Source organism: Actinoplanes sp. NPDC024001, from assembly GCF_040638955.1.
GTDB lineage: Bacteria > Actinomycetota > Actinomycetes > Mycobacteriales > Micromonosporaceae > Actinoplanes.
This window is the reverse complement of the sequence record NZ_JBEZZB010000045.1, coordinates 14,183-26,334: the sequence shown is the minus strand read 5'-3', so window position 1 is coordinate 26,334 and position 12,152 is coordinate 14,183. Positions and strand designations below refer to the sequence as shown.

Below are 12,152 nucleotides of genomic sequence, written 5' to 3'. Positions count from 1 at the left end.
CGCTTTTCGTCCCGTCACCTACGAATTTCCCCGCCGACACCCAGCCGGCGTAGGAGGAAAATCAACATGCCTGCCGACCGTATCGACAGCGTCGTCAGCCTGGCCAAGCGCCGCGGCTTCGTCTTCCCCTCCAGCGAGATCTACGGAGGAACCCGCTCGGCCTGGGACTACGGTCCGCTCGGCGTGGAACTGAAGGAGAACGTCCGCCGGCAGTGGTGGCGCACGATGGTCCAGCAGCGTGACGACATCGTCGGGCTGGACTCCGCCGTCATCCTGGCCCGCGACGTCTGGGCCGCCTCCGGTCACCTGGACGCGTTCGTCGACCCGCTGACCGAGTGCCAGTCCTGCCACAAGCGCTTCCGGGCCGACCACCTGGAGGAGGCGTTCGAGGCCAAGCACGGCAAGCTGCCCGCCTCGCTGCAGGAGCTGAACTGCCCGAACTGCGGCAACAAGGGCACCTTCACCGAGCCGAAGATGTTCAACGGCCTGATGAAGACCTACCTCGGCCCGACCGAGAGCCAGGAGGGCCTGCACTACCTGCGGCCCGAGACCGCGCAGGGCATCTTCGTCAACTACAACAACGTGGCCACCGCGGCGCGCAAGAAGCCGCCGTTCGGCATCGCGCAGGTCGGCAAGAGCTTCCGCAACGAGATCACCCCGGGCAACTTCATCTTCCGTACGCGTGAGTTCGAGCAGATGGAGATGGAGTTCTTCGTCGCGCCCGGCAGCGACGAGGAATGGCACGAGTACTGGCTGCAGGAGCGCTGGAACTGGTACCGCGACCTGGGCCTGTCCGAGAGCAACCTGCGCTTCTTCGAGCACCCGAAGGAGAAGCTCTCGCACTACTCGAAGCGGACCGTCGACATCGAGTACCGCTTCCAGTTCGGCGGCACCGAGTTCGCCGAGCTCGAGGGCATCGCCAACCGCACCGACTTCGACCTGTCGACGCACTCCAAGCACTCGGGTGTCGACCTCTCCTACTTCGACCAGGAGAAGGGCGAGCGCTGGGTGCCCTACGTCATCGAGCCGGCGGCCGGCCTCACCCGCGCGGTGCTGGCCTTCCTGCTGGAGGCCTACGACGAGGACGAGGCGCCGAACACCAAGGGCGGCGTCGACAAGCGCACAGTGATGCGGTTCGACCCGCGGCTCGCGCCGGTCAAGGTCGCCGTGCTGCCGCTGTCGCGCAACCCGGAGCTGTCGCCGAAGGCCAAGGGTCTCGCCGCCGACCTGCGCAAGCGCTGGGTCGTCGAGTTCGACGACTCGCAGGCGATCGGCCGCCGCTACCGCCGCCAGGACGAGATCGGTACGCCGTTCTGCGTCACCGTCGACTTCGACACCCTCACCGACAACGCGGTGACGGTGCGCGACCGCGACACCATGAAGCAGGAGCGGGTCTCCCTCGACCAGATCGAGGACTACCTGATCAAGCGCCTTCCCGGCTGCTGAACGCCGACGCGGGGCATGGCTCGGCCATGCCCCGCGATACGGTCTCACCTTCAAGATCTTCGATCTCTGGAGGGTGATTCCATCGTGCGCAGAGTGCTGCCGTCCCTGCTCGCCGCCGTCGCCGTCAGTGCCGTCCTCGCCGGGGTTCTGGGGCACGCGGGCGGAACCGGCACCGCGCCCGCGGTGGTGAACGAGGCGGCCGCTGCCGGTGAACAGATCCGGGCGGTGACCTGGAACATCTGCGGCGAAGCCGGCAGCGCTTTCCCCGACCCCGGTTACTGCCCGCACCGCAACAACCCGGACGCCAAGGTCGGCGCGATCCGCAGTCTGGTGGACGCGCACCAGCTCAACGTGGTGATGCTGCAGGAGATGTGCTCAGGCCCGCTCGTCATCAACCAGTCGGCCGGCAACACCAGCCTGCTCGACCGGATCCAGGCGAATCTCGGCTCCGAGTGGACGACGGCTTGGGCTGAGATGCCGCGCCCGGACGGGCGTTCGGACTGCCGTAGCGGCCTCGCCGGCACCCTCGGCGTCGCCATCGCCGTCCGCGGCACGATCTCCCAGACCACCCGCCGGGTGCTGCATGTGCCGCAGACGCCCCGTTCGCCCGAGGGCCAGGGGCAGCCGAGCGTGCTCTGTGCCAAGGTCAAGAACTGGTCGACCGAGGTGTGCACGACCCACCTGTACAACAGCGGCGTCGGTGAGGCGGCCTACGCCGCCCAGATCAAGGCGCTGCGCGCCTTCCTCACCCGCCCGGTGGACGCGCCGCAGGTGGTCATCGGCGGTGACTTCAACACGCGCCAGTGGGACACCTGGCTCAAGACCATGCACGACGACTACCCCGAGTGTGACGAGGTCTCGTATCGCGCCGGGGATGCGAAGCGGGAGACCACGATCGGCGGCACCGACCCCGGCAAGATCGACTACCTGTTCGCCAGTGCCGGCTTCGACTCCTGCGACGTCCGGCACGCCGGTTTCCAGGACACGCTGACCTCGGCGACGCCCGACGGCTTCTCCGACCACGCCCCGCTGATCGGCTACACGCTCCCGCTGAGCTGAGGATTCGAACATGATCGATGGCGGGGTATGGTGTGCCATGCCCCGCCATCAGCCGCGGCCGGACCGGGCCCGGGTCTTCGCGGTCACGGCCGGTGCCCTGGTGGTGCTGCTGATCGGCATCGGGTCGATCCTGCGCAGCGGCGGCGGATTCCAGTGGCACTACGCGCTCTGGGCCTTCCTCGCCCTCTTCGTCGCGGGCGGGGCACTGATCGGCGGTTCCCGGGAGCCGCGGCCCTACGACCCGCCGCCGCGCCGGTGGCGGGTGCATCCGGCGCGGGTATGGGCGGTGACCGGGGCGCTCATCGCGTTCGGGCTGATGGGTTACGTGGCGGTCGACCTGGCCCGTTCCGGATCGGCCGGCTTCGTCGTCTGCTGGGTGCCGTTCGGCGTCGCGATCGTCGGCGCCCGCGTGTGGCACACGTTCCGGAAGACCCGCTGACCCCGGCTCAGAACTCGAAGCCGCCCGGGCGGCCGTTGCGGTCCGCGATCAGGCCGGCGAGCGCCGCCACCGCGATCTCCGCGGGGGTGCGGGAGCCGATGTTCAGCCCGACCGGGCGGTGCACCCGGGCGATCTCCTCGTCCGGCACGTCCAGGCCGCGCAGCGCCGCCACGTGCGGGCCCTCGGCGCGCGGGTTGCCGAGGATGCCGATCCACCGGGCCTTGCCGGAGAGGGCCTCGCGCAGGATCGCCCCGATCTCCGGCTCCGGCCGGTGATGATCGGTCAGCAGGATGTCGGTGTGCTCGTCCGGCGCTGCCGCCGAGAGGTCGTTGACGAAGGTGCCGCCGTGCGCCCGGGGCGTCCCGGCCAGCCTGGCCGGGTCGGGCTCCACGAGCACGGAGTGGAAGCCCAGCTCCACGCCGAACCGCAGCAGCATCTCGGAGACCGGCGACTCGAAAACGGCGATCAGCCGCCGTGGGCTCGACGCGTCACTCACCCGCCCGACTCTGCCAGACGGCCGTGGGCCGCGCACGCCTTTCAGGGGTCGCGCGCCTAGTAGCTCAGCGCCTATAGTCATGGAGCCGTGAAGTCCCGGGCCGGCCTGGCAACCGGCTACCCTTCCCTTCGGAGGCACGATGCCCACCCTGGAAGCCCGCGTCACTCGCCTGGAGGAGCGCATGGACGAGGTCGAAAGGCTCCGCGCCAGTCAGGACCACGACCTGTCCGACCTGGCCGAGAAGCTGCGGGTGCAGACCACGCTCCTCAAAGCCCTGAGCGAGACGCAGTCGGAGCACACCGCCACCCTCGCGCAGCACACCGCCGCCCACGCGCAGCACGCCGCCGCCCTCGCGGAGCACACCGAGAAGCTTGACCGCCTGGACGGCGGGATGCACAAGATCATCGGGATGTTGGACACGTTGATCGAGCGCGACAACCGGCAGTAGCCGAGCGGCCGATTCGAGGTCGCCGGGCGGAGCGTGTCACCCTAGAGCGCGTGACCGCTCCGCTCCTGCTCGGCAACCATGCCGTCAACCCACCCGTCGTGCTCGCTCCGATGGCGGGGATCACCAACGTGGCGTTCCGGCGTCTCTGCCGCGAGCAGGGCGGCGGCGTCTACGTCTGCGAGATGATCACGACGCGGGCGCTGGTGGAGCGGATCCCCAAGACGCTGAAGATGATCGCGTTCGCCGAGGACGAGGGTTTCCGCAGTCTGCAGCTCTACGGCGTGGATCCGGACGTGACCGCGGCCGCGGTGCGGATGGTCGGCGAGGACAACCTGGCGGATCACATCGACCTGAACTTCGGCTGCCCGGTGCCGAAGGTGACCCGCCGGGGCGGCGGTTCGGCGCTGCCGTGGCGGCGCCGGCTCTTCGGGCGGATCGTGAGCCAGGCGGTCGAGGCGGCGAAACCGTTCGGCATCCCGGTCACGATCAAGATGCGCAAGGGCATCGACGACGACCACCTGACATATGTGGAGGCCGGCCTCGCCGCGCAGGACGCCGGGGTGGCCGCGGTGGCGTTGCACGCGCGGACCGCCGAGCAGCGCTACTCCGGCAAGGCCGATTGGGACGCGATCGCCACCCTGAAGCAGGCCCTGGACGTGCCGGTGCTCGGCAACGGCGACATCTGGGAGGGTTCGGACGCGCTGCGCATGGTCGAGCACACCGGCTGCGACGGCGTGGTCGTCGGCCGCGGCTGTCTCGGCCGGCCGTGGCTCTTCGCCGACCTGGAGGCCGCGTTCACCCAGGGTGACAGCTATCAGCCGGTGCTGCCGACGCTCGGCGAGGTCGCAAAGATCATCTCCCGGCACGCGCAGCTGCTGGTCGAGGCGCTGGAGGACGAGAAGCACGGCTGCGCCGACTTCCGCAAGCACGTCGCCTGGTACCTGAAGGGGTTCCCGGTCGGTGGCGATCTGCGCCGCAGCCTGGCGATGATCTCGTCGCTCGCCGAGTTGGACGACCTGCTGGCCAGGCTGGACCCGGCGGTGCCGTTCCCGGCCGACGCGCTGGGTCAGCCGCGCGGCCGGGTCAACGCCCCGGGCAAGGTGTCGCTGCCGCACGGCTGGCTGGACAGCCGGGACGACGAGTCGGTCCCGGAGGGCGCGGAGACCGACGAGTCGGGCGGCTGACCGGCGCTCTCCACCCGGATCTCCACCCTCCGGCGGTCCCGGTCCACCCCGCTCGATTCCTAGCGTTGCGGCATGACTGAAGGCAACGGAAAGAGCATGCCTGAACGCACCGGGAAGAGGGGCGCCGTCAACTACGTGCTGACCGGCGACCGCGAGGGCAACCGCAGCACCCGGCTGGCCGGTCAGATCATCGGCCGGGTGCTCGACCGGGACGGCGGCCGGATCACCGGCCGGGCGATCGCCGCCATCCTGGTGATACTGGGCGTGGCGGGCCTCGCGTTCGTCGCCTACCGTCTGTTGATGATCGACCTGATCCTGACCCTGGTGGGGGAGCGGGGTTGACCCTTCGGGAACGGCTGCGCCAGGACGATCCGGAGACCGGCTGGCTGGTCCGGATCGTGCTCAGCGCGCTGCTGCTCTGGGCGTTCCTGACCGCGGGCACGGCGAGCACCGGTGTGCGCCCGCTGCTCGCCGTCGCCCTCGCCTGCTGGATGTTCTTCCTGGTCGCCGACCGTCGCCGGCCCCGGCTCGCCCGTGCCGCCCTGGCACTGGCGGCGCTGCTCCCGGCCGTCGTCGCCGGCCGTCCGGACGACGGGTCGGCGCTGCTCTACCTCTACGCGGCACTGTTCACGTTCGTGCTGCTTCCGCGTACCCCGATGTGGGCCATCCTGGCGCTCACCGCGAGCGTCCTGGGGGTGTTGTTGTCCGGCCTGTGGCTGGCCGGCCGTGGGCCGGCGGCGATGTTGACGCAGCCCGCGCTGATCGCCGTGCTGGTGCTGTTCAGCCTGCACCGGCGGGAGTACCGGCTGCGCACCGAGCAGACGCTGCGCATGCAGCAGGCGCAGGCCCGGGCCGCCGCGCTGGACGAGCGGACCCGGATCGCCCGGGAGCTGCACGACGTGCTGGCCCACTCGCTCGGCGCGCTGGGCGTGCAGCTGGAGGTGGCCGAGGCTCAGCTGACCGAGCGCGGCGACGTCGAGGGCGCCGCCACCCGGATCCGCCGGGCCCGCCGGCTGGCCGCGGACGGCCTGGTCGAGGCCCGTTCGGCGGTGGCCGCACTGCGCGAGGACGTGCCGCCGCTGCCGCGGGCGCTCGCCGAGCTGGCGGCGGCCTACCGGGCCGATCATGGAGCCGTGGTCACCCTGCGCATCGAGGGCAGCGTTTGCTCGCTGTCACCGGCCGCGGAGGTCGCGCTGCTGCGCATCGCGCGCGAGGCGCTCACCAACGCGGTCCGGCACGCGCCCGGCGCGCCGGTCACGATGATCCTCGACCTCTCCGGGCCGGCGGTCCGGCTCGCGGTGGAGAATCCCACCGACGAGATCAAACCCGCCGAGGGTACGGGCAGACACGGCCTCACCGGCGCCCGGGAGCGGATCGCCCTGGTCGACGGCACGCTGACGGCCGGTGTGGTGGACGGCGCCTGGCGGGTCACCGTGGAGGTTCCCCGTTGAGCGACCGGCTGTTGCGGGTGCTGGTGGTCGACGACCAGCAGCTAGTCCGGGAGGGGCTGACCGCTCTGCTGGAGCTTACCGACGGCGTCGAGGTCGTCGGGTCGGCCGGGGACGGCGCGCGGGCTCTCGACCTGATCGCGGAGTCCCGGCCGGACGTGGTGCTGATGGATCTGCGCATGCCGGTGCTGGACGGGATCACCGCCACCGCCCGGGTCCGGGAGCGGTTCCCCGAGGTGGCGGTCGTGGTGCTGACCACGTACGCGGACGAGGAGTCGATCGCCGGCGCGCTGGCAGCCGGCGCCCGGGGCTATCTGACCAAGGACGCCGGCCGGGCCGAGATCGGGATCGCGCTGCGGGCGGCGGCGGCCGGGCACGCGATGTTCGACCCGGTGGTCACGGCCCGGCTGGCCGACGCGATGAACCGGCCGCCGGCCCGCCCGGCGCCGGAGCGGCTGCCGGACGGGCTGACTCAGCGGGAGGCGGAGGTGCTCGGGCAGATCGCCGCGGGCCGCACCAACGCCGAGATCGCCGCGGCCCTGTTCGTGACCGAGGCGACGGTGAAGACGCACATCAACAACACGTTCGCCAAGATCGGCGCTCGCAACCGCACCGAGGCCGCCGGTTACGCGACCCGGCACGGCCTCGCCTAGATCCTCCGTGTGAGCTGCGCGTGCGGAGCCCACCCGAGGTCAGGCGGCGATCTTCCACTGCTGGCAGGTGTTGCCGAGCGACGCCCACTGCCGCACCGCGACGCCGTCGGCGGTGCCGCAGTCGGTGACGTCCAGGACCAGGCCGTTGCCCCGGTTGGCGATCAGGTAGCCGCCGTTGACCGGGGTCAGGCTCCATTCCTGGCAGGCGTTGCCCAGGTTCGCCCACAGGTTCAGCGCGGTGCCGTTGGCCGCCCCGCAGTTCACCGAGTCCAGCACGGTGCCGCTGTTGACGTTGGTGATCCGGTAGTAGCCACTGGTCGTCCTCGTGAACGTCCACTGCTGGCAGGCGTTGCCCAGCGGCGCCCACTGCCGGATCGCCGTCCCGTTCGCCGTCCCGCAGTCGGCCGCGTCCAGGACCTTGCCGGAGGCCTGGTTGGTCAGCCGGTACTTCGTGCCGGCCGCCGGGAACGACACCGTGCCACCCGGGTCACCGGACGGCGCGGCCAGCGAGCTCGACAGCCGGTCCGGCGTACCCAGGTTCGGGGTTCCGTCGCTGTTCCAGTTCACCTTCTTGATCCGGGTGGTGCGGGTAGCCCCGCAGCCCTGGCCGGTGGTCTCGTTGGCGTGGTACGCCATCCACGTCTCGCTGCCGTCCGGCGAGGTGAAGAACGAGTGATGCCCCGGCCCGAAGACGCTGTTGGCGTCCGAGCGCTGGAACAGCGGGGTGCTCTTCTTCGTCCACGACGATGCGGACAGCGGGTTGCTGCCGGTCAGCGTCAGCATGCCGATCTTGTAGTCCGGGGTGTTGCACGACGACGCCGAGAACGTCAGGAAGGTCTGCCCGTTGCGCTGCAGGATGTACGGGCCCTCCTCGGTGTTGCCCCCGGCCTTCTCCCAGTCATGGGTGGGATAGGAGATCCGCGTGCCGTGGGCGGAGACCGTCCACGGGTTGCTCATCGGCGCGATGAACAGCGACTGCAGGTCACCGACCCACGACGAGTAGAGGAAGTAGTTCTTCCCGCCGATCGTGGCGACACTGCCGTCGATCGCCCACCCGTTGCCGGCCTGCACGTTCAGCTGGCCCTTGAACGTGTAGGGCCCCATCGGATCGGTGCCCGCCGACTCCAGCACGAACGACCGCTGCCCGTCGCAGCACGCCGCTGTGCCGGCGCTGTAGTACAGGTACCAGCGGGTCCCGTTCGGCCCGGCCAGCTTGTGCATCGACGGCGCCCACACGTTGCAGCAGCTGCTGGCAGCCGTGCCGGTGTAGACCACCGACGCCGTCGCGCCCGGCAGCGCCGCCACCGACTTCGCCTTCTTGATCACCACCTGCGAGTTCCAGGTCGTCGCCGCCAGGTAGTAGTAACCGTTGTCGTAACCCATCCACGGATCAGCGCCGTACGGAGCGTGCGCCACCGGATTGGTGAAGGCGACGGCCGCCTCACTGGAGAGCGGGCGCAGGACGCCCACCGTGAACGCCGCGGTCGCCATCAGGACCACGAGAAGTGCCGCGCGAATACGCCTCATCACAGGTCCCCTCAGTAGACGTACGGCCAGCCGGACGAGGTCCAGCCGAGCAGGTTGATGCCGAGCCGGGCGTCGCCCGCGGCGGTGTAGTAGTGGTAGACCAGCACGTCCTGGCTGCCGTCGGCGAAGACCGCCGGGTGCCCCGGCCCGAAGACGGCGTCGTGCGAGGCGAGGATCTCGGTGCCGCCACCCGCGGTCATCGCGGTGCCGGCCCGGTCCACGTACGGCCCGGTGATCGACTTCGACCGGCCCACCATCGTCCGGTACGTGCTGGACGCCCCCTTGCAGCAGAGGTCGAACGCCACGAAGAGGTAGTAGTAGCCGCCGCGGTAGTAGATGTGCGGCGCCTCCACCGACTTGCTGTTCACGAACCGCTCGGCGAGGTGGTGGACGGTGCTGTCGGCCCGCTTGCCGGTCGCCGGGTTCAGCTTGACCATCTTGATCCCGGACCAGAACGAGCCGAAGCTCAGCCACCACTCGCCGGAGGCGGTGACCGTCAGGTTCGGGTCGATCGCGTTGTATCCGCTGGTCGCGGTGCTCTCGATGACCTTGCCGTAGTTGGTCCAGGTGCCGGCCGCGCCGGTGGTGCTGCCGGCCAGGAAGATCGCCGACTTGCTGGAGCCGAACGTGGAGGCCGAGTAGTACATCAGGTACTTGCCGCCGTGGTACGAGATGTCCGGCGCCCACAGGTTGGCGTCGCCGTTCGTGTACGGGTCGGCCCACGGGGTGCCGTTCGGGAACGCCTTGCCGGCGTCGGTGAACCGGGTCCGGTCCGTCGACGTCTTCAGCCCGATGCCCGGTGCCGTGTAGGCGAGCAGGTACCCGCCGGCCGGGCGCTTCACCATGGTCGGGTCGTGCGCGAAGGTCGACCCGGTGACCGCACCCGGGTTCGGGTAGGTCGCGGCGTCGGCCCTCGTCAGGCCGTACACGCTGGCCGTCACGGCCAGCAGGCCGGTCACACCGGCCAGGAGCGTTTTGCGAAGCATGGGGATCGCCTTTCCAAGGGGATGCCGGTATGTGTGTTGCAGCGCTGAAAAGGTTGCTTGACTCCTCGCATCGATCGGGCACGATCAACGCATGCCGAAGAAGGTGGCAGGTGTGTCGTTGTGGCCGGCCGTGCTGATCGTCTGGTCGGTCCGGCTGGCCGCGGTCCTGGTTCCGTTCGCCGTGGTGGCCGGGGCGGTCCGGTGGTTCCGGCCGGAGGTGGGGTGGTGGGCGCTGCTCGCGGGCGCCCTGGCCGGTGCCCTGATCTGCGGATGGGTCGTCCGGCGGGAGCCGGGCATCTGGCCCGGGCGGACGACCGGCCTGCGGATGAACCTGCGCTCCCGGCCCGGCGACTGGGAGCTGCACGCCCGCATCGCCAGGACGCTTGCTGACCGATCACCGGAGCAGGCCGAGGGCATGCTGCGCAGCGCCATCGAGCAGGGCAGCACACCGGCCTACCGGGCGTTGCTCAACGAGTACTTCCGGCATGGCCGGCTCAGCGAGCTGGACACCGGGCCGATTCGGGCGCGGCTGCTCGCCGCCGCCTCCCAGCAGGAGCTCGTGGACCTGGTCGCCATGCTCGACGGGGATGCCTACCGCGACGGGTCGGGCGTGGTGGAGATCGCCCGTGCCCTTGTCGCGATGGACCCGGAGAACCCGGAGCGGCATGAGCTGCTCGCCGCGATGCTGACCCGGCCCGGGACCTACGACGAGGCGATGGCCGTGGAGCGGGAGGCGACCCGGCTGCGGGCCCTCGATACCGGCGCGGCCGCACCGGCGGGAGACTGGCGGCTGCTGACCGCGCACCGGCTGACCCGGGCCGGCCGCCTCGACGACGCCGAGACGGTCCTGCGGCCCGCGGTGGCCGACCCCGCCGCGGCGGTTCCGCTCGCCCTGCTCCTGCAGCAGCAGGGCCGGACGGCCGAGGGTGAGGCCCTGCTGCGCGAACATCCGAAGGCGTCCGAGCCGGCCGTCCTCTTCGCGCTCTTCACCCTGCTGAGCAGGGACGGGCGCACCGAGGAGGCGGAGGCGCTGCGCCCGGCCGGCGGCTGGCCGCACGAGCGGGCGCGGCGGCGCGGCCACCGGAACCCGGTTCGCACCCCCGGCGTGACCTGGAGCAGCCTCGGCTCGCAGCCGGATCCCTATCTCAGCATCTGGGGCATCGACGTCGCGAGCTACAGCAGTGTCAGCGGCGGCTCCTACGGCGGCGGCTCCGACGGTGGCGGCTCCTTCGGCGGTGGATTCGACGGCGGCTCCTATGGCGGTGGGTTCGACGGTGGCGGCGGGAGTTCCTCCTCCGGTGGCTACTCCGGTGGCGGCTTCTGACGGGTCGCGAGCAGGGCGGTCGCCAGCAATGGGACGACCGCAACGGCGTAGAGCACGGGCAGCGCCAGCGGCAGGGCGAAAGCGGCGTACAGGGCGACCGCACCGACCTCGGCGGCGAAACCGCTGATCGACAGGACCGTGGTGCGCGCCGGACCGGTGATCGTCTCCTGCAGGCGGGTCTCGGCGTGCACCATGGCGAACTGGAGCAGGCCGAACGCGGCCGAGACGGCGATCATGCCGGCCAGGTGCGGCACCAGCGAACCGGCCGCCATCAGCGCGGCGGCCAGCAGCAGCGCGCCCGCGAGCGGGCGCGGCGAGGTGGGCGGCACCCGGCCGGCCAGCGCGCTGCCGGCCGCCATCGCCAGCGCGGTCACGGCGAAGAGCAGGGGTACGGCTGACGTCAGCGCACCCTTGTCCCGGGCGAGCAACGGCAGATATTCGTCGAGGGCGCTGAACCCGGGCACCGCCGCGGCGACCAGGACCGCCCGGGCGACGTGCCTGCTGCCGACCGCTTCCCGCAGACCCGACCGGAGCGTAGCCAGGTAACCCAGGCCCTCCGCCGTCTCTTCGGAACTGCTGTCGTCCGTACCGGAAAGGGGTTTCTCGGGGAGGCGGAGCGCGAGCAGACCGCCCAGGGCGACCGTCGCGATGCTGGCGAGGCCGACCGCCAGGTAGCCGCCGGCGGCGTAGGCGGGTGCGGCGAGCAGCGTCGCGGCGAGCATCGCGAGCAGCGCGACCGTGCCGGACCGGCCGATCACCCGGGCGTAGGCGGTGGAGTCGCCCAGATCGTCGTAGACGAGCGCCTCCAGCGTGCCGGAGCCGAGCGCGCCGCCGATGCCCCACAGGACGAAGCCCAGGGCGAAGCCCGGGTAGGCCGGCCAGATCAGCCAGCAGGCGAAACCCGCCGCGGTGACGGCCTGGCCGAGCGCGTAGAGCCGCTTACGCGACCAGACGTCGGCGAGCGCCCCGGCCGGGACCTCGCACACGAAGGAGACCACCGACCAGATCGCGAACAGCGACGAGATCTCGCCGGTGGTGAGCCCGGTGTCGGCGAAGAGCAGGGCGTAGACCGGGTAGAGGAGCACGCCCTCCTCGAGGGCACGCACCACGTGGAACAGGCGGTGTCAGCGTCAAACCGGGTG

13 protein-coding genes are annotated in these 12,152 nt (G+C 71.0%); 9 read left to right on the top strand and 4 right to left on the bottom strand.

The genetic code is table 11. From position 1 onward, the window contains the following. The first annotated feature begins 66 nt into the window (after window positions 1-66). From AB0F81_RS19375 to AB0F81_RS19365, 3 genes are all read left to right on the top strand, one after another. Window positions 67-1,446, top strand: a complete 1,380-nt coding sequence (locus AB0F81_RS19375; protein ID WP_360199044.1) for a glycine--tRNA ligase — start codon at window positions 67-69, stop codon at window positions 1,444-1,446. An 84-nt stretch (window positions 1,447-1,530) separates the two neighbouring features. Continuing rightward, window positions 1,531-2,505, top strand: a complete 975-nt coding sequence (locus tag AB0F81_RS19370) for an endonuclease/exonuclease/phosphatase family protein (protein ID WP_360199042.1) — start codon at window positions 1,531-1,533, stop codon at window positions 2,503-2,505. A gap of 37 nt (window positions 2,506-2,542) precedes the next feature. Beyond that, a complete protein-coding gene (locus AB0F81_RS19365; protein WP_360199040.1) occupies window positions 2,543-2,944 on the top strand; it encodes a hypothetical protein in 402 nt (133 codons plus the stop codon). A gap of 7 nt (window positions 2,945-2,951) precedes the next feature. Here the strand turns inward: AB0F81_RS19365 and AB0F81_RS19360 are convergent, their stop codons facing one another. Next, window positions 2,952-3,440: an XdhC family protein gene (locus AB0F81_RS19360; protein WP_360199038.1), complete on the bottom strand. Its 489-nt coding sequence runs from the start codon at window positions 3,438-3,440 to the stop codon at window positions 2,952-2,954. A gap of 139 nt (window positions 3,441-3,579) precedes the next feature. Between AB0F81_RS19360 and AB0F81_RS19355 the strand changes: the two genes are divergently transcribed. From AB0F81_RS19355 to AB0F81_RS19335, 5 genes are all read left to right on the top strand, one after another. Further along, window positions 3,580-3,888 (top strand): hypothetical protein, encoded by a 309-nt coding sequence (locus tag AB0F81_RS19355; RefSeq protein WP_360199036.1) that lies wholly within the window; start codon window positions 3,580-3,582, stop codon window positions 3,886-3,888. A 50-nt stretch (window positions 3,889-3,938) separates the two neighbouring features. Continuing rightward, a complete protein-coding gene (dusB, locus tag AB0F81_RS19350; RefSeq protein WP_360199034.1) occupies window positions 3,939-5,072 on the top strand; it encodes a tRNA dihydrouridine synthase DusB in 1,134 nt (377 codons plus the stop codon). A 72-nt stretch (window positions 5,073-5,144) separates the two neighbouring features. Continuing rightward, window positions 5,145-5,414 (top strand): hypothetical protein, encoded by a 270-nt coding sequence (locus AB0F81_RS19345; protein ID WP_360199032.1) that lies wholly within the window; start codon window positions 5,145-5,147, stop codon window positions 5,412-5,414. After that, window positions 5,411-6,523 carry a histidine kinase gene (locus AB0F81_RS19340; protein WP_360199030.1) on the top strand — a complete coding sequence of 371 codons (1,113 nt, stop codon included), beginning with the start codon at window positions 5,411-5,413 and terminating at the stop codon, window positions 6,521-6,523. The genes AB0F81_RS19345 and AB0F81_RS19340 overlap by 4 nt, the downstream gene beginning before the upstream one ends. Next, window positions 6,520-7,173 (top strand): response regulator transcription factor, encoded by a 654-nt coding sequence (locus AB0F81_RS19335; protein WP_360199028.1) that lies wholly within the window; start codon window positions 6,520-6,522, stop codon window positions 7,171-7,173. The genes AB0F81_RS19340 and AB0F81_RS19335 overlap by 4 nt, the downstream gene beginning before the upstream one ends. 39 nt (window positions 7,174-7,212) lie before the next feature. Here AB0F81_RS19335 and AB0F81_RS19330 read toward each other — a convergent pair whose 3' ends face one another. Next, the gene (locus tag AB0F81_RS19330; protein WP_360199026.1) at window positions 7,213-8,700 is read right to left on the bottom strand and encodes a family 43 glycosylhydrolase; all 1,488 of its coding nucleotides are present in this window, start codon (window positions 8,698-8,700) and stop codon (window positions 7,213-7,215) included. An 11-nt stretch (window positions 8,701-8,711) separates the two neighbouring features. Further along, on the bottom strand, window positions 8,712-9,686 hold the full coding sequence (locus AB0F81_RS19325; protein WP_360199024.1) for an arabinan endo-1,5-alpha-L-arabinosidase: 975 nt from the start codon (window positions 9,684-9,686) through the stop codon (window positions 8,712-8,714). A 91-nt stretch (window positions 9,687-9,777) separates the two neighbouring features. On the opposite strand from AB0F81_RS19325, the gene AB0F81_RS19320 reads away from it, so the two are divergent. After that, window positions 9,778-11,010 (top strand): hypothetical protein, encoded by a 1,233-nt coding sequence (locus AB0F81_RS19320; protein ID WP_360199022.1) that lies wholly within the window; start codon window positions 9,778-9,780, stop codon window positions 11,008-11,010. Here the strand turns inward: AB0F81_RS19320 and AB0F81_RS19315 are convergent. After that, on the bottom strand, window positions 10,989-12,119 hold the full coding sequence (locus AB0F81_RS19315) for an MFS transporter (protein WP_360199020.1): 1,131 nt from the start codon (window positions 12,117-12,119) through the stop codon (window positions 10,989-10,991). The genes AB0F81_RS19320 and AB0F81_RS19315 overlap by 22 nt on opposite strands. Window positions 12,120-12,152 lie beyond the last annotated feature (33 nt).